19 protein-coding genes are annotated in these 22801 nt (G+C 32.6%); 13 read left to right on the top strand and 6 right to left on the bottom strand.

What is annotated here, in order from left to right; all coding sequences use genetic code 11:
• The first annotated feature begins 172 nt into the window (after positions 1-172).
• The 9 genes from G5V56_RS11230 (at position 173) to G5V56_RS11190 (ending at position 13909) form a co-directional block, all read left to right on the top strand.
• Positions 173-2326, top strand: coding sequence for a TonB-dependent receptor (locus G5V56_RS11230; protein ID WP_166964984.1), 2154 nt, complete (start codon positions 173-175; stop codon positions 2324-2326).
• A 130-nt stretch (positions 2327-2456) separates the two neighbouring features.
• The gene (locus G5V56_RS11225; RefSeq protein WP_166964982.1) at positions 2457-8408 is read left to right on the top strand and encodes an endonuclease; all 5952 of its coding nucleotides are present in this window, start codon (positions 2457-2459) and stop codon (positions 8406-8408) included.
• Between the two features lie 238 nt (positions 8409-8646).
• Complete coding sequence (locus tag G5V56_RS11220; protein ID WP_166964980.1) at positions 8647-9375, top strand: energy transducer TonB; 729 nt, start codon at positions 8647-8649, stop codon at positions 9373-9375.
• A gap of 235 nt (positions 9376-9610) precedes the next feature.
• Positions 9611-10279 (top strand): energy transducer TonB, encoded by a 669-nt coding sequence (locus tag G5V56_RS11215; protein WP_166964978.1) that lies wholly within the window; start codon positions 9611-9613, stop codon positions 10277-10279.
• A gap of 206 nt (positions 10280-10485) precedes the next feature.
• Positions 10486-11106: a hypothetical protein gene (locus tag G5V56_RS11210; protein ID WP_166964976.1), complete on the top strand. Its 621-nt coding sequence runs from the start codon at positions 10486-10488 to the stop codon at positions 11104-11106.
• 25 nt (positions 11107-11131) lie between these two features.
• Entirely contained in the window at positions 11132-12478 is a 1347-nt protein-coding gene (locus G5V56_RS11205) for a histidine kinase (protein WP_166964974.1), read from the top strand.
• Between the two features lie 13 nt (positions 12479-12491).
• Positions 12492-12797, top strand: a complete 306-nt coding sequence (locus tag G5V56_RS11200; protein ID WP_166964972.1) for a 2TM domain-containing protein — start codon at positions 12492-12494, stop codon at positions 12795-12797.
• An 18-nt stretch (positions 12798-12815) separates the two neighbouring features.
• Positions 12816-13157: a 2TM domain-containing protein gene (locus G5V56_RS11195; protein ID WP_166964970.1), complete on the top strand. Its 342-nt coding sequence runs from the start codon at positions 12816-12818 to the stop codon at positions 13155-13157.
• Complete coding sequence (locus G5V56_RS11190; protein ID WP_166964968.1) at positions 13154-13909, top strand: LytR/AlgR family response regulator transcription factor; 756 nt, start codon at positions 13154-13156, stop codon at positions 13907-13909. The genes G5V56_RS11195 and G5V56_RS11190 overlap by 4 nt, the downstream gene beginning before the upstream one ends.
• Positions 13910-13932: 23 nt before the next feature.
• Here the strand turns inward: G5V56_RS11190 and G5V56_RS11185 are convergent, their stop codons facing one another.
• The 3 genes from G5V56_RS11185 to G5V56_RS11175 all read right to left on the bottom strand — a co-directional run bounded on the left by G5V56_RS11185 (position 13933) and on the right by G5V56_RS11175 (position 17179).
• A complete protein-coding gene (locus G5V56_RS11185; protein ID WP_166964966.1) occupies positions 13933-15966 on the bottom strand; it encodes a hybrid sensor histidine kinase/response regulator in 2034 nt (677 codons plus the stop codon).
• A 218-nt stretch (positions 15967-16184) separates the two neighbouring features.
• The gene (locus tag G5V56_RS11180; protein WP_166964964.1) at positions 16185-16499 is read right to left on the bottom strand and encodes an HPF/RaiA family ribosome-associated protein; all 315 of its coding nucleotides are present in this window, start codon (positions 16497-16499) and stop codon (positions 16185-16187) included.
• Positions 16500-16945: 446 nt separating this feature from the next.
• A complete protein-coding gene (locus G5V56_RS11175; RefSeq protein WP_166964962.1) occupies positions 16946-17179 on the bottom strand; it encodes a hypothetical protein in 234 nt (77 codons plus the stop codon).
• A 237-nt stretch (positions 17180-17416) separates the two neighbouring features.
• Here G5V56_RS11175 and G5V56_RS11170 point away from each other — a divergent pair, with 237 nt between their 5' ends.
• The 4 genes from G5V56_RS11170 to G5V56_RS11155 all read left to right on the top strand — a co-directional run bounded on the left by G5V56_RS11170 (position 17417) and on the right by G5V56_RS11155 (position 18977).
• The gene (locus G5V56_RS11170) at positions 17417-17845 is read left to right on the top strand and encodes an FKBP-type peptidyl-prolyl cis-trans isomerase (protein ID WP_166964961.1); all 429 of its coding nucleotides are present in this window, start codon (positions 17417-17419) and stop codon (positions 17843-17845) included.
• A 245-nt stretch (positions 17846-18090) separates the two neighbouring features.
• Entirely contained in the window at positions 18091-18420 is a 330-nt protein-coding gene (locus G5V56_RS11165) for a YtxH domain-containing protein (RefSeq protein WP_166964959.1), read from the top strand.
• A 2-nt stretch (positions 18421-18422) separates the two neighbouring features.
• A complete protein-coding gene (locus tag G5V56_RS11160; RefSeq protein ID WP_166964957.1) occupies positions 18423-18773 on the top strand; it encodes a DUF418 domain-containing protein in 351 nt (116 codons plus the stop codon).
• A gap of 3 nt (positions 18774-18776) precedes the next feature.
• Positions 18777-18977: a DUF6327 family protein gene (locus tag G5V56_RS11155; RefSeq protein ID WP_166964955.1), complete on the top strand. Its 201-nt coding sequence runs from the start codon at positions 18777-18779 to the stop codon at positions 18975-18977.
• A 13-nt stretch (positions 18978-18990) separates the two neighbouring features.
• Here the strand turns inward: G5V56_RS11155 and lpxD are convergent, their stop codons facing one another.
• The 3 genes from lpxD to G5V56_RS11140 form a co-directional block, all read right to left on the bottom strand.
• Positions 18991-19983 (bottom strand): UDP-3-O-(3-hydroxymyristoyl)glucosamine N-acyltransferase, encoded by a 993-nt coding sequence (lpxD, locus tag G5V56_RS11150; protein ID WP_166964953.1) that lies wholly within the window; start codon positions 19981-19983, stop codon positions 18991-18993.
• Positions 19984-20154: 171 nt separating this feature from the next.
• Positions 20155-21411 (bottom strand): MFS transporter, encoded by a 1257-nt coding sequence (locus G5V56_RS11145; RefSeq protein WP_166964951.1) that lies wholly within the window; start codon positions 21409-21411, stop codon positions 20155-20157.
• Positions 21412-21455: 44 nt separating this feature from the next.
• A complete protein-coding gene (locus tag G5V56_RS11140) occupies positions 21456-22628 on the bottom strand; it encodes an LETM1-related biofilm-associated protein (RefSeq protein ID WP_166964949.1) in 1173 nt (390 codons plus the stop codon).
• Positions 22629-22801: the final 173 nt, after the last annotated feature.

Below are 22801 nucleotides of genomic sequence, written 5' to 3'. Positions count from 1 at the left end.
AACCGTTTGATTAACCTTTAATGCTCTTCACTTTTTTAGTAAATCATCAATTCATCCTAGTTATTTTACAGTTGGGTTATTTATAATTTATGTCCTCTCGTTTCTTTACCAATTTTGTCTCATCAATTTAACCTGAATTTTTCAGTACAAAAAACGAACAAACATTAAAATCATGAAAAAAGTAAGCATTATTCTTATCATTTTTGTTAGTCTTCAATTACAAGCCCAACAAGTTATTAGTGGCATTGTTTTAAGCAATAAAGATGTTCCGTTAGTTGGGGCAAATGTGTTTTTAGAAGGAACGTATGATGGTAGTACAACCGATGAGAACGGTAAATTTTCATTTAAAACAGATGAAACAGGAACTCAAAATTTAATGGTTTCATACATTTCTTTTGAAACGTATTCAATGGTTGGAGATGTGTCTTATATGTCAAATGTAACAATAAGGCTTCAAGAAGATGTAAATACTTTGGATGCGGTGGTGTTGTCGGCAGGAACCTTTCAAGCTGGTGACAATAGTAAAATTAATGTACTAAAACCTTTAGATGTTGTAACTACTGCCAGTGCGTTAGGTGATTTTGTTGGAGCATTACAAACGTTGCCGGGAACAACAACAGTTGCAGAGGATGGTCGCTTATTTGTGAGAGGTGGGGAGGCTGATGAAACTCAAATTTTTATTGATGGTATTCGCGTGTTTACACCTTACACCCCAACGACTAATAATACCCCAACAAGAGGTCGGTATTCACCATTTTTATTTGATGGCATTACGTTTTCAACTGGAGGTTATTCAGCAGAATACGGTCAGGCATTATCTAGTGTCTTATTGCTAAATACTATTGATGAACCAGATCAGAATAAAACAGATATAGGTGTTATGAGTCTTGGTGCAACGCTTGGTAATACTAAAAAATGGAAAACAAGTTCGTTGAGTGTTAATGGTTCATACATTAATTTATCACCTTATAATGAAATTTTCCCCAATAGAAATACATGGATAAAACCTTTTGAAACATTTTCTGGAGAGGCTGTTTACAGAAAAAAGTTTGATTCAGGTTTACTAAAAGTATACACAGCTTTTGACGATACTAATTTTGAACTGTCACAAGAAGATATTAATAATCTAGACGGGGTTCATTTTAAATTAAAAAACAATAATCTATATTTTAATGGGTCTTATCAAGGCGCATTAAGTGATACTTGGGATGTCTTTGGTGGATTAAGCTTTACGCGTGGAAATAATGATTTAAACATTGATAATATGGCTATTGATGATAAAGAAACTGCTATGCATGCCAAGTTTAAATTAAAAAAGCGATTCAGTAATCGATTCAAGCTGTACTTTGGAACAGAATATTTAGCTTCAAATTTTAAAGAAGGTTATTTAGAAACTAACAGTACAAAGGAACAATATGGGTATGATAATAATATAGCTGCTACTTTTGTAGAGGCCGATATTTTCTTATCAAAAAAGTTGGCGTTTAAAACGGGATTGCGTGCAGATTATAGTCAAATTTTTAAAGAGCTATCTGTAGCACCAAGACTTTCGTTAGCCTATAAAACATCAGATAAAAGTCAATTATCATTAGCCTATGGAAACTTTTATCAAAACCCTTCAAGTGCTATTTTAAAGTTTAATCAAGATTTAAAGGCGCAAAATACATCGCATTATATTGTAAACTATCAGTATAACGCAGATCGCAAGATATTTAGAGCAGAGGCTTATTATAAAGATTATAGTCATTTGGTGAAATACGATACAGAATTTGCTCAATTTGACAGTAATTATAATAGTAATGGTTACGGATTTGCTAGGGGAATTGATTTGTTTTGGAGAGATAGTAAGACGCTAAAAAATATTGATTATTGGGTAAGTTATTCTTTTTTGGATACGAAACGTGATTATTTAAATTATCCAAGTAAAGCACAACCTAATTTTGCTAATACTCATAACCTTTCAATAGTAGGAAAATATTGGATTTCAGATTGGAGAAGTCAAGTAGGATTTAGTTATTCGTTTGCCTCTGGTAGACCATATACAAATCCAAACGAACAGGGTTTTATGAATCAAAAAACTAAAGCGTATAATAATTTAAGTCTTAATTGGGCCTACTTAATAAGTCCTCAAAAAATACTATATGCATCAGTAAATAATGTGTTAGGGTTTAAAAATATTAATGGATATCAATATGCCGATACACCGAGTATTGATGGTAGTTTCTCAAGACGTGCTTTGCAACCTGCTGCAGATCAATTCTTTTTTGTAGGCTTCTTTTGGACTATTAGTGACGATAAAAAAAGTAACCAATTGGATAATTTGTAATAATATTAATATAGTTATTGGGTGTTTTCCTTTCTTAAATTTGATAGTTTGTTAACTCTTAGTTAATAAATAAAATCCAGATTTTAAGTCCTTATTTGTATGTTTGTTAGGACTAAAATCATTTAACTATATGAAAAAAAATTACTTAAAAAAGAGCTTTTTTGTAAGGGTTCTAGCATTGCTATCATTAACGTTTAGTTATGCGCAAGTTCCGAGTTATTACAACGGAACAGACATTACTGTTACAGGAGCAAGTTTAAAAGCAAACCTCGCTACGTTAGTAACAGATACTCAAACAACAATTTTAACTTACACACCAGGTGTTTGGGATGCATTAAAGCAGACAGATTTAGATCCTACTAATCCAAACAATGTATTGTTGATTTATGGGTCTGATGATTCTGATTCCGATATTACCAATGACAGAACGCGTTCAAAAGATCTGAATGGAGGTAATGTTGGAGATTGGAATAGAGAGCACACTTATGCAAAATCTTTAGGAGATCCAAATCTGGGCGAAACAGGACCTGGGTCTGATGCACATCATTTAAGAGCTTCAGATGTTCAATTGAATGCAATTAGAAGCAATCGTCTTTATACAGATGGGTCTGGTAATGCAAAAGTCGTAAATACTGGATTTTATCCGGGTGATGAATGGAAAGGTGATGTCGCTCGTATGATGATGTATATGTATATACGATATGGAGATCGTTGTTTGCCATCAAATGTAGGGTTAGGTAGTTCTACTTACAGCCCAGAGATGCGTGATATTTTTTTAGAGTGGAATGCTGAAGATCCTGTATCTCAAGTTGAAATTAATAGAAATGTAATCTTAGAAGGGATTCAAGGGAATAGAAACCCTTTTATAGATAATCCAGCTTTTGCAACGTCTATCTGGGGTGGGCCGCAAGCAGAAAATCGTTTTGAAAATACATCCACAGATATTGAAGCGCCAAGTATTCCTTCAAATTTAGTAGCGTCAAATATAACGGCTACAACAACAGATTTATCGTGGAATACTTCTACTGATAACGTGGGCGTGATTGCTTATCAAATTTTTAATGAGGAGACACAAATAGGGACTTCAACAACTACAACATATACCGTTGCAGGTTTAACTTCAAGTACAGCTTATGCATTTACTGTTAAAGCTATCGATGCGGCTAGTAATGTATCGGCTGCAAGTAATACAGTTTCAATTACAACTTTAGAAGATGTTGTTACACCTCCTACAGGAGATTTTATTGCGTTTCAAGGTTATGAAGGATCTGCAAATGATACATGGGCTTACACGCAATCACCAGTTCCTTGTAATAATGGTGGTGATGTTTGGCAAGTGGTTTCTAGTGTAGGATCTATAGCAGCTCCTAAAACAGGAAATAGCTTTTTTGGAGTTCAAGATTTAGAAGGAAATTGTGGAACTGCTGATGGCGGAACACTATCTTTTGATGCTATAGATATTACAGGTTATCAAGATGTTGTATTGTCTTTTGGAGTTAATATTGTAGGGTTTGACGTTGCTAATGGAGATGTTGTAACTTACGAGCTTTTTTATGATGATGTATCTCAAGGAGTAACAACAATTACGGTTGGGAGTCCTTACAGCACTGTAGATTGGGAACAGATTTCTCAAGCTATTCCAAATACGGTCAGTCGTGTTGGACTTCAATTATATGTAAAACAAAACGGAGGTAGTGATTATGCTGGATTTGATGATGTAAAATTAGAAGGAACAGCTATAACAACAGGAACCCCTTCTATTGTAATTAATGAAGTGGATGCAGATCAACCTAGTACAGATGCGGCAGAGTTTATTGAATTGTATGATGGAGGTGTTGGAAACTCATCTTTGGACGGCTTTGTAGTTGTGTTGTTTAATGGAGATAATAATGATTTAAGTTATAAAACAATTGACTTAAATGGTTATACAACTGATGAGAATGGATATTTTGTAATCGGTAGTGCCAATGTTCCAAATGTAGATTTAGCAATATTCACAACAAATGGAATCCAAAATGGGGCAGATGCTGTTGCGCTATATAAAGGTGATGCAGATAGTTTTCCTAATAATACAGTAGTTTTAGTAGATGATACGTTAGTTGATGCTTTGGTTTATGGCACCAGTGACGCTGATGATGCTGGGCTTTTAGCATTATTAAATGCGTTAGAACCTCAGGTAGATGAAAATGAAGGAGGCAATGGTACAACAAATTCTATGCAACGTATTCCTAATGGTCAAGGAGGTGCAAGAAATACAAGTGGGTATGCTATGTTAGTGCCTACCCCTGGAACCGAAAATATTTTAGGAGGCACTACAGATACAGAAGCACCATCTGTTCCCACTAATTTAGCAGCACAAAATATAGCAGCTACAACCACAGATTTGTCTTGGGATGCCGCCACAGATAACGTTGCTGTTACAGAATATCAAATTTTTGATGGAGCAACGCTTTTAGGATCCACGACTAATACATCATTTACTGTTGAAGGATTAACAGGAGAAACCAACTATATGTTAACCGTTGTTGCATTAGATGCTGCAGGAAATACGTCTGCAACAACAGCTACAATTAGCTTTACAACAACTAAGGAGACAACAGTTTCTGGAAGTGCTTTAATAATTACAGGAATTGCAGATGGACCGCTAACGGGTGGTATTCCTAAAGCCATAGAGTTATACGTTACTCAAGATATTGCAGATTTAAGTGTTTACGGATTTGGTTCTGCTAATAACGGAGGTGGAACAGACGGGGAAGAGTTTACATTCCCTGCTGAATCAGCAAGTAAAGGCGACTTTATTTATATAGCGACCGAAGTTCCTGGTTTTACAAGTTTCTTTGGGTTTGCTCCTAATTATACTTCTGGCGCAGCAGCTATAAACGGAGATGATGCTATTGAGTTGTTTAAAGATGGAGTTGTTGTTGATGTTTTTGGAGACATCAATACAGATGGTTCAGGTCAAGCTTGGGATTATTTAGATGGATGGGTGTATAGAAATGAAAACACAGGACCAGATGGAAGTACATTTATTTTAGATAATTGGTCGTTTAGTGGTATTAATGCTTTGGATAATGAAACAACCAATGCTACGGCAGTAAATCCATTTCCTACAGCTACATATAAAATGTCGGAACCAGCCCAAATAATTATTAACGAAGTAGATTCAGATAATCCTGGTACAGATGCTTTAGAATTTATTGAATTGTATGACGGAGGTTCTGGAAATACATCATTAGATGGCTTAGTGGTTGTGTTGTATAACGGAAGTAATGATTTAAGTTATAATGCAATAGACTTAGACGGTTATTCTACTAATGCGAATGGTTATTTTGTAATTGGTAGTGCAGGTGTTACTAACGTAGATTTAGTGTCTTTCACTACTAATGGAATTCAAAATGGACCAGATGCTGTTGCGCTGTATAAAGGAGATGCAACTAGTTTTCCTAATAACACGCCTATTTTAGTTGATGAGTTGTTGCTTGATGCTTTGGTTTATGATACTGATGACAGTGATGATACAGAATTGTTGGCCTTGTTAAACACGGGAGAGCCTCAAGTTAATGAAGCTGGCATGGGAGATAAAGATAATCAATCCATGCAGCGTATTCCTAACGGAAGTGGTGGAGCAAGAAATACAACAACTTATACGCAAGCAATTCCGTCACCTGGAACAGAAAACGGAGCAGTTATTCCTCCTCCAGCAGTGATTTCAATTTTAGACGCTCGTAATACGGCTGATGGAGAACTAGTAACCGTAAGCGGTGTATTAACGGTTTCAGATCAGTTTGCAGGTTCTGCCTATCTTCAAGATAAAACCGCAGCTATTGCAATTTTTGATGAAGCAGTTCATGGTGAAGGTAATTTTAAAATAGGTGATTCCATTACAGTTACTGGAACACGTAGTGCTTTTAATGATCAAATTCAAATTAGTGCGGTTACTAATGTTGAGAATAATGGATTACCGAAAAAACCAATAACTGCAATCACCATTACATTGGCAGAAATGGGTAATCATCCTTCAGAATTAGTAAACATTTTAAATCCTGCGTTTCCAAAACCAGGAGATATTCTTTTTGGAAACTCAAACTATGTATTATCAGATGCTAGCGGACAAGGTGAATTACGAATAGATAATGATGTTGATGATTTAGTAGGTTTGGGGCAACCAGAATCTTGTGATGGTATTGTTGGGGTTGTCGGGCGTTTTTATGAAACCTACCAATTGTTACCTCGAATGAAATCTGATATGCCTTGCGCTGGAGATTATGTGCCTTTAGGAAGTTCAATTCCAGTTACAAAAGATAAAACATTTGATGTTGTGGCATGGAATATAGAGTGGTTTGGAGATGAAACAAATTCGCCAACTGCTGGAAACCCATTATCAGATGACATTCAAAAAGAAAGTGTTATAGCTGTTCTTCAAAAATTAGATGCCGATGTATATGCAGTTGAAGAAGTGTCAGATGATGCTTTGTTTGCTCAATTAGTAAGTGAAATGCCTGGATATGCTTATGTGCTTTCTGATGCTGTATCATATCCAAACGATGAAACCGGAACTCAACAAAAAGTTGGATTTATATACAATGCTAATACGGTTTCGGTGGAAGGTACAAAAGTGCTTTTAAAAAGTATTCACCCATATTACAATGGTGGCGATGATTCTGCTTTAACAGATTATCCAGTTGCTGATAAAACACGTTTTTATGCAAGTGGTCGGTTACCATTTATGATGACTGCTAATGTTACTTTAAATGGCGAAACAAAGCAATTTAATATAGTCTCGTTGCATGCTAGAGCCAATAGCGGAACGGAGTCTCAAGAGCGTTATGACATGCGAAAATATGATGTTGAGGTTCTTAAAGACACCTTAGATGTTCAATACCCAGATGCGAATCTTATAATTTTAGGTGATTACAATGATGATGTAGATGAAACAGTTGCCGATAATGTGTCAACAACAATTAGTACCTACGAAAAATATGTTAATGATTTTGCTAACTATAATATTGTAACTAGTGCTTTAAGTGCAGAAGATTATCGTTCTTATGTGTTTAGAGAAAATATGATAGACCATATCATGGTTTCTAATGAGGTGACTCCAATTTATATTGAAGGCTCTGTTAGTGTTGGTTATGAATTTTATAATTCTAACTATACTTCAACGACCTCAGATCATTTTCCAGTCTCAGCGCGTTTTTTAATCAATGAATTAAAGTTACATGATATTACTGCGACTAATGTTACCTGTGCAGGAGAACAAAATGGTTCTGCTACTGTTAGTGTTTCAGGTGGAATTGCTCCTTACAATTATTTATGGAGCGATGGACAAACAAGCGCAACAGCAGTAGGGTTAGTTGGAGGAACGTATTCTGTAATAGTAACTGATGCCTTAGGAAAAGAAGTGACAGGTGAGGTTGTAGTAGAAGAACCGACACCATTAGAAATAACTAAAACAGATGATACAACTGTGTATTATGGTTATGCACCAGAATCTTGTGCAACGATAGCTATTTCAGATGTTTTAGGAGGTGTTGCACCTTATAGTTATTTATGGAGTACAGATGAAACTACAAATGCTATTACAGTGTGTCCTGAAGAAACTACAACATATTCCGTGACAGTAACGGATGCTAATGGATGTGCTTTAGATGCAGAAATAGTTGTTAATGTGGTTGATGTGCAATGCGGAAATAACGAAAGACATCCAAAAGTAGAAATGTGTCATAATGGACGAAGTATTTGTGTTTCAGAAAGAGCAGTACAAGCACATTTAAACCATGGGGATGTTTTAGGGTCATGTGATACTGTTAATGACAATAATGATGATATCACTTATAGAATTTATCCTAATCCGTTTAAGGCCTTTGTTGCTGTGAAGTTAGAGAATACTAATGTTAACTCTAAGATTAAAATTTTAGTCTATAATCATTATGGTAGATTAGTATATAAATCTCAAGAAGGTTTCTTTTGTCAAAAAGATAAACTAGTATTGCCATTATGGTATTTGAGAAGAGGATATTACTATCTAAAAGTTTATGTTGATGGAGAACTTCAGGGAACAGAAACTCTTATAAAAGAATAATAGTTTAAAAACACTATTAAAAAAACCGCCGATGAAAATCGGCGGTTTTTTTTAATGCGTCTTATTTAAATATTTGCTAGTGGTGTTTTAAATAATTTTTAAGGATATCATAATTTTAATAGTTTTTAATGTTATTAAGTTGTTATATTCTTAAAAACAGCCCCTTTACATGATAAAAATCATATTTTTTAGCAGCAGTTTTGACTAACTTTAAGGGAGTAATTAAATAGTTTTAGTCATGGAAACAAAAAAGAACCCACAAGTTGAAATTGGACGAAATAGCAGTCTTTATTTTGCGCTCGGACTTAATATAATGCTGTTTATTTCTTGGCAATTACTAGAGTATAAAACCTATGATAAATCAGAGGTTAGTATTGATGTTGTAAATATGGAGGCTGATTTAGAGGACGATATTCCTATAGTAAAAATTAATACACCTCCACCACCTCCACCACCTGCAGCTATTCAAGAGTCTATTCAAATAGTTGAAAATACTGAAGATGTTAAAGAGACAGTTATACAAAGCACAGAAACAGACCAAAGTGATAAGATTGCGGCTCCAATTGTTTCAGTGGAAGATGTTGCTGTCGAAGAAGTTGAAGAAGACGTTGAAGTGCCATTTTCAGTTATTGAAGATATTCCTGTTTTTCCAGGTTGTGAAAATGTAGCTAAAAGCCAAAGAAGAAATTGCTTTCAAGAAAAGATGGATGCTCATGTAAGAAATAATTTTAATTATCCAGAAGCTGCTTTAGATCTTGGTATTCAAGGAAAAGTGTTTGTAATGTTTGTAATTGATTCAAAAGGAAATGTAACCGGTATTAGATCAAGAGGACCAGACAAAATTTTAGAAAAAGAAGCAGAGCGTATTATTAAATTATTACCACAGATGACACCTGGCAAACAACGTGGCAAACCTGTAAGAGTACCGTATAGCGTTCCTATAGTATTTAAATTTATGGCAAGCTAAATATTGGGTGTAAAGTTATAAAAGAATAAACATGTCTTAAAAAAGGGTTTACGTGTCCATGACAAAAACACGTTTTTATTGAAACCACTTTAAAATCAGAATTTGATTTTAAAGTGGTTTTTTATTCTCTGTTTTTCAAATACATCCCGTCCTCTAAATATAACAATTCAGTTAGTCTCTTTTTTAAATATGCATATCCCGTGGCATATTTGTGCATAATTTAAAATCAATCATTATGAAAAAATCAGTTATTATTTTAGTGGCGTTCGTAACCAGCTTACTGAATGCAAAAACAAATCACGAACAAGCCATGCAAAAGGCCTTTGAATTTTTGGGAAATAACAGCCCAATAGAAAACCCCAACATGTTTGAGCATATTGCTAATTCAGAACCAGAAAATGGGATATTTACCTATTATCCAACTCAAATACATAGTTTAAATAGTTTTGGTAAAAAAGGGGAAGAGATAGGCATTGCAAGTGCCGAAACAACTCAAGGCCATACAATTTCAGATGCTGTGTATATTGAAAACGTTGAAGAATATGTTGAAATACCAATTTCAATCATTGAAGACGTTCCTGTTTTTTCAGGTTGTGAAAATGTTTCAAAAGATCACAGAAGAGATTGTTTTCAAGAAAGTATAGAAGCCCACATCGCAAAGAATTTTATATACCCAGAAGTTGCTTTAGATTTTGGAATACAAGGAAAAGTATATGTGATTTTTACAATTGATTCAAATGGATATGTTACCAATATTAGATCAAGAGGAACGAGTAAAATTTTAAAAAAAGAAGCAGAACGCATCATTAGTTTACTTCCAAAAATGACTCCAGGTAAACAACGAGGCAAACCAGTAAAAGTAGGATACAGCGTGCCTATAGTGTTCGAATATAAGACCAGCTAAATAGGAGTATAAAACAATAAATTATAAAAACAATAAACATATTTTATTAAAACCACTTTAAGGTCAGATTTGATTTTAAAGTGGTTTTTTTATGAACAGCAGTTAACAATAACATCTCATCCAGAAAATACGACGGTTCGGTTACTCTCTTTTTAAAATGCTGCATTCTTAGTAGATATTTGTTTCATAATCTAAAAACAATCATTATGCAAAAATTAAGTATTATTTTAGTTGTATTTGTAACGAGCTTAGTAAGTGCTCAAACAAATTATGAAAAAGGCATGCAAAAAGCCTTTGAACTTTGGGGGCAGAACAAACCTGTTGAAGCATCAAACATGTTTGAGCGTATCGCCAATGCAGAACCAGATAATTGGTTACCTGCGTATTATGCTGCTCAGGTTAATATTGTAAATAGTTTTGGGCTTCAGGATGAAGAAAAATTATCAGCGCAACTTAAAAAAGCACAGGATTTAATTAATGATGCTACGGCTATCTCAAAAAACAATCCAGAAATTTTAGTGTTACAAGCGTTATTATATACCGCTTGGGTAGCTCATGACGGAGCAACCTATGGAATGACTTTATCTCCTAAAGTAGCAGCAATTTATGAGCAAGCCGAACAAATAGCTCCAGAAAATCCCAGAGTTGTGTACTGTAAAGCAGAGTGGGGTATAGGAGGCGCTAAATATTTCGGACAGGACACAACGCCATTTTGTAAAGATTTGGAAAGAGCTTTAGAACTTTTTGCTAACTTTAAACCAGAAACACCATTTTCTCCAAATTGGGGTGAAGAAAGAACAAAAATGTTGTTAGAATCTTGTAAATAGTAATTATTAGGGTATTAAATAAATCATGACAAAATTAGCTAAAAATATAATCATAACTTTTATAATTGGATGTGCTGTCTTTATAGTAGGTAACCTATTATCAGGAGGCTTCGATTTTAAAAACCTGAATGAATTTTTAATTGATTTTGTCTTATATCAGTTATATTCTTTTGCTATTGGATATTCAAACATGTATTATTTTCAATATTTGGAAAGTCGTAAATGGAGTGAAAAAGATAGAATAAAAAGAATTATTATTGGAATTGCCGGCTCTACTTTAATTACTCTTATTGCCCTTTTCTTTTTGAGGGGGTTTGTAGAAACATTACTTAATGGAAAATCAATAGTTGAATTTGTAACTCACGAAAAATTTGAATATTATCGATTTGGATTATGGATCACACTAACCATAGTAATCATTTTTCACTTTGTTTATTTCTACAATAGATATCAGCAAAATAAAATTAAAGAACAGAAAGTCATAGCAGGTACAGCCAGCGCTAAGTTTGATGCCTTAAAAAATCAATTAGATCCGCATTTTTTATTTAATAGTTTAAATGTTTTAACTAGTTTAATTGAAGAAAATCCAGAAAATGCGCAAAAGTTCACTACTTCCCTATCAAAGGTATATCGTTATGTATTGGAACAAAAAAATAAAGAACTTGTAACGGTTGATGAGGAGTTAGAATTTGCCAAAACCTACATGTCTTTGCTTAAAATGAGGTTTGAAGATAGTATTGTTTTTGATATGCCAGAGAAAGCTTCAAACCCAGAAAGCAAAGTGGTTCCGCTTTCTTTACAGCTCCTCTTGGAGAATGCTGTGAAGCATAATATGGTAACAACTAGTAAACCCTTGCGTATCAAAATTTATGAATATGATGGTAATTTAGTGGTAGAAAACAACCTTCAGCCAAAACAAATTGTAAAAAAGAGTAGCGGTGTTGGTTTAGAGAATATTAAACAACGATACAATCTTTTATCAAACAAAAAAGTAAACATCAATCAACAAGCAAACAGTTTTGCCGTGGCAATACCTATGCTTACAAAACAAATATCAATTATGAATGAAACACCAACTTCAAAAATAGATAATAGCTATTTAAGAGCACGAAAACATATAGATGAACTTAAAGAATTTTATTACAGTATCATTTCTTATTTTTTAGTAATTCCCTTTTTAATTTTCATTAACTATAAGACCTATTGGGGATTTCAATGGTTTTGGTTTCCAATGATAGGTTGGGGAATCGGTATCCTTGTCAATGCCTTTAAAGTGTATGTAAGTGAAGGTGTTTTTGGACGTGATTGGGAAGAGCGCAAAATAAAACAATTTATGAAAAATCAAGACGATATTGACACCCGATGGAAATAAAAATAACACACAAATGAAAACACAATCAGACAACGATAGTAACGAAAAGTATAACAAAGCCCGAAAACATGTAGAAGAGTTAAAGGGGTTTTATTACCACCTGATAGTTTATTGCTTATTCATTCCGTTTTTAATTTTCATTAATTATAAAACCTATTGGGGATTTCAATGGTTTTGGTTCGCCATATTAGGTTGGGGAATAGGCTTGTGCTTTCATGCCTATCATGTATTTGTAAACAATGGTATTTTTGGAGGAAACTGGCAACAACGCAAGATAGAACAATTTATGCGTGAGGAAGAAGAACAGCGCTGGGAGTAATAGTAAAAATTAAATATTATGACACATTTTAGAACAGATAAAGAACAAAACAATACATTTAAAAACGATTTTCATCGTGAAGACTCGTATTTAAGAGCACAAAAAAAGGTAAAACAAATTGTTGGTTTCTATTGGCATTTAGCATCTTATGTTGTAGTCAATTTATTCTTGATTTTTATAATAGGAAGGAATACTGACAACTTTTGGAGTTTTGGAACATTCTCTACGGCTATCTTTTGGGGAATCGGATTATTTTTTCATTTTCTAGGTGTTTTTGGACCTGATTTCTTTTTTGGGAAAAACTGGGAGCAACGCAAAATTAAAGAGTATATGGATAAAGATAAAAAACGATGGGAATGAACGTACTTATTATAGAAGATGAAAAGCCGTCTGCGCGCCGATTACAGCGCATGTTGGCAAGCATACAAGTTCAAGCAGAGGTTATGCTGCATTCTGTAGAAGAGAGCATTACATGGTTTAAAAACAACGAACATCCAGATTTAATATTTTTAGATATTCAGTTAAGTGACGGCTTATCATTTGAAATTTTTGAAACTATAGACATTCAAAGTGCTGTAATTTTCACGACAGCTTATGATGAGTATGCACTGCAGGCCTTTAAACTTAACAGTATAGATTATTTGTTAAAACCAATTGATGCGGATGAATTAGAGAAAGCGGTAAAGAAATATCAAGATCGAGTTCCAAAGCAACAAGCGGTAACGATAGATTTTAACGATATTAAAAAATTGTTGGTAAATCCCATTGATCGTGAGTATAAAAAACGATTTTCAGTAAAAGTTGGGCAACATTTAAAGCTCATTAATATTGAAGATATTGAATGTTTTTATAGTGAAAACAAAGGGACTTATGTTTACACTACCGAAGGTAGAAGCTATTTGCTAGACACGACATTAGAGCTATTGGAGAATGAGTTAGAACCTCAAACGTTTTTCCGTATAAATCGTAAATTTTTTGTAAACATTAATGCTATAAAAGATATGGTAAGCTATACCAATTCACGTCTGCAAATAAAATTAAACTCCTATAATGACGATGAGGTTATCGTTGCTAGAGAGCGCGTTAAGGATTTTAAAGCGTGGTTAGAATAATTTTTTATAGCTATTAATCATGTTTATTTAATGAAATATTGTTGTAATAACAACATTAATTCTTCTTTTACGATTGGTTTTGAAATATAGGCATTGCATCCCGCTGCTATGGCATTTTCTCTGTCACCAGTAAGTCCAAAAGCTGTCTGGGCAATAATAATGACATCTTCATTAAATAGGCGTATTTGTTGGGTAGTTTCATATCCGTCCATTGTAGGCATTTTAATATCCATTAATATTAGATCTATATCAGGATTATTTCTGCAAAGTTCAATGGCTTCAATACCGTTTCTTGCATTGAGGATTTTTCTACTCATTTTTGTAAGCATAATGCTTATGAGTAAATCTGAAGTTTCATCATCTTCAACAATTAATATTTTTAGATTTTTAATTTGATTATCTGTTTGATCGTTGTAAGTCTCAATAGCAGATATGGCTTGTTTCTTTAGTTCGCTAGTATAAGGAATAGTAAAGTAAAACGTCGAGCCAAAGCCCTTTTCGCTTTCCACCCATAATTTTCCACCAAGCATTTCTATATAAGCTTTAGAAATAGATAACCCTAAACCTGCTCCCTGATAGGCGTGTTTATCGGAAATATCAGCCTGAATAAAACGTTCAAAAATTGCTTTCTGTCTGTCTTTATCTATACCAATACCCGAATCTTTAACGTAAAATTCAAGGTATTCATCCTTTTTATTGCAGCCTAATTCTATGGACCCTCTTTCGGTGTATTTAATAGCATTTTTAACAAGATTGGTGAAAATGGCAAATAATTTTTCTCGGTCAGTTTTAATGATAGCTTTGCCTAAAGGCAGCGAATTTTTAATTAAAAACCGCATTCCCTTCTCTTCAATCTCTGGTTTAAAAAAGGTGTAAACATATTCGATTTGATCGTTAATATTTGATTCACTAATATTAAGATTCATCTGACCCGATTCTATTTTTGAAATACTAATGATGTCATTGATGATATTAAGCATACGCACACCACTTTTCTCAATAATTTGGATGTACTCTTGTTGTTTTTCGCCTGATAAGTTAGGTTCTTTCAAGAGTCCAGCAAAACCAAGAATTCCATTCATAGGAGTACGAATTTCGTGACTCATATTAGCTAGAAATGCCGATTTTAAGCGGTCGCTTTGTTCTGCTTTTTTCATGGCATCAACTAACTCTTGCAAATTTTGAAATCTTTCAGTAATGTCCCGTGCAATGCCAACACGTTTAACAATTTTTCCAGAATCGTCTATTATTGGAAATGTTTTAGTATTTATCCAGCGTACTTGATTGTTTGGCTGTATTATTCTATACTGATAGTCGAATAAGCCTTTATCTTTAAATTCTTTTGATTGAATTATTTCTTGTACATTAGGTTTGTCTTCTGGATGTATTTTATCAGTTAATATTTCGGGGTTTTTATATAGTTCATCAACACGAACACCCCAAATTTTTTCAAAAGAAGGACTCACATAAATCATTTCACTAGTTGTTCTTAACCAGAAAACGTCATCTATATGTTCAGCAATTTGTTTGAATTTATTTTCGAATTCTTCTGCTATTTCTTGAGCAAGATATAATTCTGCAGCGCGTTTTACTTTTTCTTGGTTTTGAAAGACAAGTTCTTTATTGGCAATAACCAGCTCTGCAGCCCGTTTTTCTTTTATTCTGTTTTGATATACAAGTTCTTTATTGGCAATAACCAACTCTTCAGCACGTTTTTCTTTTTCTTTATTTTGATAAGCAAGCTCTTTGTTAGCAATAACCAGTTCTTCTGCCCGTTTTTCCTTTAACTCACTTTGGATAACCAGTTCCTTATTTGCAATAATTAATTCTTCAGCTCGCTTCTCCTTCAATTTGCTCTGAAACGCAAGTTCTTTATTAGCAACAGCTAATTCTTCTGCGCGTTTTTCCTTCAACTCGCTTTGAATAAGCAGTTCTTTATTTGCAATGAGAAACTCTGCCTCTCGTTTTTCTTTTAAAACTTTTAAAGAGTTATTTTCCTGAAATAATTCTACCAACTCTTGCTTAAGCTCTTCCTTAGTTTTCTCATTAATATTCATAGTATGTTATTAAGATTAATAAGTTATTTCTAATCTGGGGATTAACTATAACGGTGGAAGTGCATCGAAGTCAATTATAATAACCTTATAAATTCATGATGTAGGTTTTAAAATTTAAAAGGAGTTAGGATATAATTTTTGATTTATTGACTGTTTTAAGGTTTGCTAGTATTACGAGTTTAAAATAGTAATAGTTTTAAATCATAATATTCGCACACTTAACGATTCATTAAACGCCCATAAATGGTATCCATTGATCTCTTTAATTTTTTGATTGAATTACTTACCGCTTTTTCCATGGTGTTCTCATTACTGGTAACGGCAATGGGTGGTCTGTTTTCCAATCGTGCCTCAAGCAAACAACGTTTATCGTGCTGACCATTTTTAGACCCGTTCTCATCTGAAAGATGCACTTCGATACGAGTTATATGATCGCTGAATCTATCTAATTCTTTAATTATAGTAGTATTTATATAGTTTTCAAGTCTTTCATTTCCTGAAATATTTGTATCGGTATTAAGTTGAATATTCATAATGTGTCTTTTAAAAGTTTATATTGAATAGAGAGAAACGGACTCAGTAAAAAAAGGGAGTTAATGATTACAAGGAATCTCTTATTGTAAAGGTAAGGATTCTTAAGGCCAAAGTATTATAAAATTAGAGAAAACAATTATATCTTTTTAGTATTTAAGATAATGGACAAAACAAATATTTCCTAGCTTGTAATCAAGTTGAATGCTGTTAGTTTTAATTTCCTCCGACATTGCTGTCTTTCTTAGTAACAGATTTATAAATTGGTTTTAAGAGTCCAGTTATCGTTATAAATGCAATACCAATAATAAGGCGATGTTCCTTAAAATTATTTTCTGGATATATATCCGTCAATGAAATTATAAAATAATCAAACTTGAAATCCAAATCAAACCAACAGTAATAAGTGCAATTGTTTTCATAATAGAAATAAGGTGTAAATTTATTTTTAAAGTTTAACTGACTTTTTTAAAACTGGCCAATCTAGTTGCAATTTATCACCCAATTTTGATTTGTAATTTGCAACTCGTGGTGAAAAAATAGCGGTTAATCCACCAGAAATAATAGCTCTAATCGGGTCATTCATAGATTTAAATGAAAGTTTCATGGTCTCCCAAATGATTAAATAAATGATGAAAAATATCACAAAACTCAAAATCATTAAAATTATCTTTTTTTTCATAATAATTTTTTTCTACAATGACTAGTACCTAATAAAATGAATAATAGGTTTAGTTAAGTATAGTAAACGTTTGTATTAAAATCTAACCTAATTTAGTAAAAAAATCTTACAAGATCTACTAATCTTTCAGTTTGAGTTAAGATTATATTAAAAACAAGGACTTTTTACCTTAATCCATTGGGGTTTAATATATAAATGATAGCTTTGCATCGATTTTTTAACAAGAAAATAAAATTTATGAGTCAAGTAAAAGAAAATGATACGGTAAAAGTTCATTACACAGGAAAATTAAGCAACGGACAAGTTTTTGATAGCTCAGAAGGTAGAGAGCCTCTTGAAGCTACATTGGGACAAGGTATGCTAATCCCTGGTTTTGAAAAAGCAATCGTTGATATGAAAGTAAACGACAAGAAAATAGTAAGCATTCCTAAAGAAGAGGCCTATGGTGATATTCAAGAAGAATTATTTCATAAAGTAGATAATAGCCAATTACCAGAGGAAATTAAACCAGAAATAGGAATGGGATTAACCTCAAGAAGTGAAGATGGTAAAGAATACCAATTCAGGATTGCAGAAGTTAATGATGATCATATTATTGTTGATGGTAATCATCCATTGGCAGGTCAAGATCTTACTTTTGAACTTGAGCTAGTGGAAATTAAGTAAGCTTAAATACATATTTAGTAAAAAGCTTGAGCATTGCTCGGGCTTTTTTGTTTATATGTTAAAATATGTTTAAACTGTTTGGATTATTACTAATTATAAGGTATATTAAAGTAAATCATTTTCATACAAAATAGTTTTTATTTTTGCCGCATGTTTCTGTATTGAACACGATGTTACGAAGTGCAGCTATTTTATTTGAAACTTGATTCACATTAAATATTAACTTTTAAAAATTTAAAAACATTATGGGAAAAGAAAGTAGTACATTATTAGGCATATTAGCAGGAACAGCAATAGGAGCAACATTAGGAATTTTGTTTGCGCCAGACAAGGGCTCTAAAACAAGACAGCGTATCGCAGATGAAGCTTTAGCAGCTAAAGATAAAGTAGCTGAAAGCACAGAACACTTAAGAGATAAGGTAGCTGATACTGTGTCTAGCAATAAAGCAACGCTAGATGAACAAATAGAATCTATAGTTTCAAACGTAAGTCATAAAACAGAAGATGTTATCACCACATTAGAAAAGAAACTGAGTGAATTGAAGGCTAAAAACAAGAAATACCAAAAATCTTAAGAATGAACATTTTTGAATCTGTAAGTGAAACATCTGAAAAAATAACAGATGCAGGGGAAACTTATATTAAAAAATCTCAAGAGTATTACACGTTAAAAGTGTTTCAGCAATTAAGTGCCTCCATTAGTTTGATAACAAAAGTTTTAGTTATTGGCGGTTTGCTTTTTATAGCTTTATTTTTTTTAGCATTTGCTATGGCTATGTTTATAGGCGAAAGTATAGGAAATGTAGCTTTAGGATACGCTATAACAGCGATTGGGTTTCTATTAATAACAGGTGTTATTTATTTGAATAGACATCATATTAATAATAAAGTGGTTAAAAGTCTATCGACTAAATTTTTTAATTCGTAGCCTATGAAAGAATACAAATCTTTTGAACATATAGAGCAAGATTTAAAACGCTTAAGTTTAGAACGGAACATCGCTTTGGAACAAATGAAATTGTCAAAAAACAAATTCACAAACAACTTAAAACAAAAAAATTGGTTGAGTTTGGTAATTGATGTTGCTAGCAAATACGGTTTTTATGTGCTTTTAAAACGTTTTTTTAAGTAAACGAGCGACATGATTATTTTTTCATAAGGCGTCGCATAGCAACCCACTGTTTTAGCATATCTCTAGCATCTTGTGCTGGGTAACCTAAGACGGTTTTTCCAGCTTCTACATCTGCCATCACACCAGAACCTGCACCAACTGTAGCACCAGAGTGTATCGTGGTATGGTCTTTTATAGAGGCGCTGCCACCAATCATAACGCCATCACCTAAAGTAACAGAGCCCGCTAAACCACTATGTCCAGCCATAATACAAAAACGGCCCATTATACTGTTGTGGGCAATTTGTACTAGATTATCAATTTTACATCCGTCTCCAATGATGGTAGAACTAAATTTGGCTCTATCAACACAAGAGTTAGCACCAATCTCTACATAATGGCCAATAACTACATTGCCAATTTGCGGAATTTTAACTAAGCCTCTACCATCATCGCTTGGGCGATAACCAAAACCATCGGCTCCAATACTTACATTGGTGTGAAAAATACAATGGTCGCCAATAATACAGCGTTCTCTAATAACCGTTCCTGACCAAACGGTTGTATGGTTGCCAATAATAGTTTCGTCAAACACACATACATTAGGATACAAAACAGTTCCTTTTCCTAAAACCACATTTTTGCCTATATAGCAATTAGCACCAATTTGACAATCACCTCCAATTTTAGCCGTTGGGTGAATAACTGCTGTGGGATGAATATTGACATCAAATTCTGGAGTACTTGGGTTGAAGAGTTCTAAAATTTTGGCCATGGCTAAATCGGCATTTTTAACTCTTATTAAAGCGCGATTTTCTCCAGGTTCAATGGTTAAATTATCGTTTACAATTGCAATACTAGCTTTAGAGTTTGCCCATAGCTTTACATATTTATTGCTTCCAATAAAGCTAATATGATTTATTTTTGCCTTTTCTAGTTGTTCTGGGCCGTCTATGCGCTGTGATGAATCACCAACTAGGACTCCATTTAACAAAGCATTTATTTCTTGAATTGTATATGATTTCATAAATGTGATACTTATTGATTTGCTTAGTTTTCGTAAATCTAAAGGAATTCACATACAATTAATTGATTTACAAGCTTTTTTTTAAAATTAATTTAAAGTGATTAGATGAAATTTTAAAAAGTCCCATCATTTCAGATAAAAAACATAAGATAAGTAATAGTTATCTAATGCTTATAACTTTGAAATTTTACTAGAGTTTTTAAATTTTTGAAGATTCAAAACGATAGTAAATAATAGAAGTATTGAAGAAACAATAATAAACGCGACACCAAGTCCTTGATAATCAGATAAAACACCAATAGATAGGGCGATAATGGACGTCGTAATAGTGCCAAAGAAAGATTGAGCCGAAATAACCGACGTAAGAATTTCTGGTGCAACATGGTCCGCAATTTCTCCGGTTAATAAAGGTTTTCTAATATTTTCAAAAATGTAAATACAAGTAAAAAAAATCAGTGCTAAAACCCATAATTCAAAATGATATAGTATACCACAAACTAAACCCGAAGTAAGTCCTAAAATAAGGGTTAACCTAGGAACATTACCTTTTATCAATTCAGAAATTTTAAAAGATTTTTTCGAAGCGTAAGAAGTTAATAGATAGATAAAAAAGTAAACAACACCTACAACAATACCACTTTTTCTTTTTGTTTCCATTGATAATAAAAATGGAATTATAAGAGTGATTTGTAAAATAACTGGTTGAATATAATCTTTGATGGCTTTTAAATAGGCTGAATGCAATGCAGATGAATTAATAATTTGTAAAACCTTAGGTTGTTTTAACGATTTTATAAACGATTTAAACACAAATATCAGGGTCTTCTTTTTTCGCTCTTTTTGAGTGTTTAAAGAATAATCTAAAACATTAGGATATGAATAAATATTAATGAAATTAATTAAATATGGAATTACAGAATACAAAAAAATAGTACGATAAGAGCCAGAATATAATACTAAACAACCAGCAATTAAAGCTGATATGGCAGATCCTTTTTGAGACCAAGAACGTGTATGTCCATAATAATTTGCTTTATGATGAGACCATTTATTAAGTGCTAGATAATCCATAATCATCCCTTTATGAGTGCCTGTTCTAAAGGCATCACCTATACCATAAAAGATTATAGCTAAAATGAATAAGTAAAAGGTGTTAAAAAAATAAAAAATAAGAAATGATAATATATATAATGAAAATGAGACAATAAGAGATTTTTTTCTACCATAGGTATCTGCAATAATGCCTGAAGGAATTTCAGAAATATTAATTATTATTTCTCTTAAAGCATATAAAACACCAATTTGTGTGTATGTGATGCCACTTTCAAGAAAAAACAACAACAAAAAAGCATCAAAAAACCGTAGATTTTTTAAAAAACCATAAGAACAAAATTTAAAATATTGTTTGTTTTTTAAAGACTTGTCCATGATTTTAATGTATCAGAAAGAAATATGGAATTTGTAAATAATCATTAATCTTCAATTCTGTTTTCATCAAAAGCAGAAGGTAGTAGTTTAGGTATAAATTTTACAAACAAAGGTAATAAGATAGCTCCACCTGGTAATATAAAAATGGCTAGACTGGGAATGGATTTCATAATATCTAACAACTGATCTTGAACTTTTTTTTGCTCTTCTTCGGTTAAATTCCTTGTAGTTGATTTAGTCAACAGAACCATAAGTTCTTTACTTTCTTTAAGTTCATTTAATAAACGTTTACTGTTTCGTTTAATAAGCTTAATTACCATTTTACTAGAGTTATCATAAAAACTCTGAATCATATTTCTCGAACTTAAAAGAGCTACTTTATCCTTATTTAGCTTATAAAATATATCAATATCATTAATAGATTGTTCCACTATTATAGGGTTAAGTTTTAAATCAGTTCCCAAAGTATTTAATGTTTTTTGTTCTTCAGTATCAATAATTCTATCAGTCCAAAAGGCCATACAGGCAATATCGATAATATAGTATTTGGCTAATTCAGTTTCAATACTTTTAATGACCTCTTCATAGGTCAGTGTACTTTTATTTTGATAGCGAAGCGAAGACTCGAATAGCTTAATTAAACTCTCGTCATATTTAGATTTGTCTTTTTTTATATCGAAAGCAATCAACACAATGGTTTCTATAGAAGCTTCAAGTTCTTCCAGATAATGTTCTGAAATGGTATTTGATTTTAAAAATTCTTGATATGCTAAAATATCAACAAATAGTAGGGCGTTAGTAATGAAATAATTAAAGTTTTTTGTAAGAATATTATCGTCAATATGAACCCGTTTATTAATCATGTTTTCTACTAGAGAAGCTGATTTTTTTTCTCCTAGAATGCCATCAAAAAAAGATGCTTTGTATGAGTCAATAGCATCGTAAAATGCAATAATACTATCTATGATATTGATTTTACTTTTAGATTGATAGTGGATAAAATAAAATCCTAAAAACAGATTTATTTTGCACAACTCTTCGTCTGTATACTCGTTGTCTTCGATGCAATTGTTTACAATTGAAACATTACTTCCATAAATAAATCCACTTACCTTTAATGCTTTGTAAAACGTATTTAAAGATAATTGAAGGAAACTTTCTTTTTCAGAAAGTTCTGTAATAAGTTTTTTTATCCAGCCATTTGCTGATGGGTTCATGATAGCATTTTTAAAACCGTAAAGATACTTTTTAAAATCAAAAAACGATATTTTTTTGGTGAACAAAACATAAACACATCCTGATTTGTTGTTTTGAAATCTTGAAAATTGTTATAGAAAATGGAACGAAAAAATATAGCAAAATAATCAATTAAATACCGTATAAAAGGTAA

It is taken from the genome of Yeosuana marina, from assembly GCF_011762485.1.
GTDB lineage: Bacteria > Bacteroidota > Bacteroidia > Flavobacteriales > Flavobacteriaceae > Yeosuana > Yeosuana marina.
This window is presented reverse-complemented; position numbering and strand designations above follow the sequence as displayed.

Bases quoted from the DNA above. Each gene is read 5' to 3' on its own strand.
- G5V56_RS11230 (WP_166964984.1), top strand. From the start codon at position 173: ATGAAAAAAGTAAGCATTATTCTTATCATTTTTGTTAGTCTTCAATTA.
- G5V56_RS11225 (WP_166964982.1), top strand. From the start codon at position 2,457: ATGAAAAAAAATTACTTAAAAAAGAGCTTTTTTGTAAGGGTTCTAGCA.
- G5V56_RS11220 (WP_166964980.1), top strand. From the start codon at position 8,647: ATGGAAACAAAAAAGAACCCACAAGTTGAAATTGGACGAAATAGCAGT.
- G5V56_RS11215 (WP_166964978.1), top strand. From the start codon at position 9,611: ATGAAAAAATCAGTTATTATTTTAGTGGCGTTCGTAACCAGCTTACTG.
- G5V56_RS11210 (WP_166964976.1), top strand. From the start codon at position 10,486: ATGCAAAAATTAAGTATTATTTTAGTTGTATTTGTAACGAGCTTAGTA.
- G5V56_RS11205 (WP_166964974.1), top strand. From the start codon at position 11,132: ATGACAAAATTAGCTAAAAATATAATCATAACTTTTATAATTGGATGT.
- G5V56_RS11200 (WP_166964972.1), top strand. From the start codon at position 12,492: ATGAAAACACAATCAGACAACGATAGTAACGAAAAGTATAACAAAGCC.
- G5V56_RS11195 (WP_166964970.1), top strand. From the start codon at position 12,816: ATGACACATTTTAGAACAGATAAAGAACAAAACAATACATTTAAAAAC.
- G5V56_RS11190 (WP_166964968.1), top strand. From the start codon at position 13,154: ATGAACGTACTTATTATAGAAGATGAAAAGCCGTCTGCGCGCCGATTA.
- G5V56_RS11185 (WP_166964966.1), bottom strand. From the start codon at position 15,966: ATGAATATTAATGAGAAAACTAAGGAAGAGCTTAAGCAAGAGTTGGTA.
- G5V56_RS11180 (WP_166964964.1), bottom strand. From the start codon at position 16,499: ATGAATATTCAACTTAATACCGATACAAATATTTCAGGAAATGAAAGA.
- G5V56_RS11175 (WP_166964962.1), bottom strand. From the start codon at position 17,179: ATGAAAAAAAAGATAATTTTAATGATTTTGAGTTTTGTGATATTTTTC.
- G5V56_RS11170 (WP_166964961.1), top strand. From the start codon at position 17,417: ATGAGTCAAGTAAAAGAAAATGATACGGTAAAAGTTCATTACACAGGA.
- G5V56_RS11165 (WP_166964959.1), top strand. From the start codon at position 18,091: ATGGGAAAAGAAAGTAGTACATTATTAGGCATATTAGCAGGAACAGCA.
- G5V56_RS11160 (WP_166964957.1), top strand. From the start codon at position 18,423: ATGAACATTTTTGAATCTGTAAGTGAAACATCTGAAAAAATAACAGAT.
- G5V56_RS11155 (WP_166964955.1), top strand. From the start codon at position 18,777: ATGAAAGAATACAAATCTTTTGAACATATAGAGCAAGATTTAAAACGC.
- lpxD (WP_166964953.1), bottom strand. From the start codon at position 19,983: ATGAAATCATATACAATTCAAGAAATAAATGCTTTGTTAAATGGAGTC.
- G5V56_RS11145 (WP_166964951.1), bottom strand. From the start codon at position 21,411: ATGGACAAGTCTTTAAAAAACAAACAATATTTTAAATTTTGTTCTTAT.
- G5V56_RS11140 (WP_166964949.1), bottom strand. From the start codon at position 22,628: ATGAACCCATCAGCAAATGGCTGGATAAAAAAACTTATTACAGAACTT.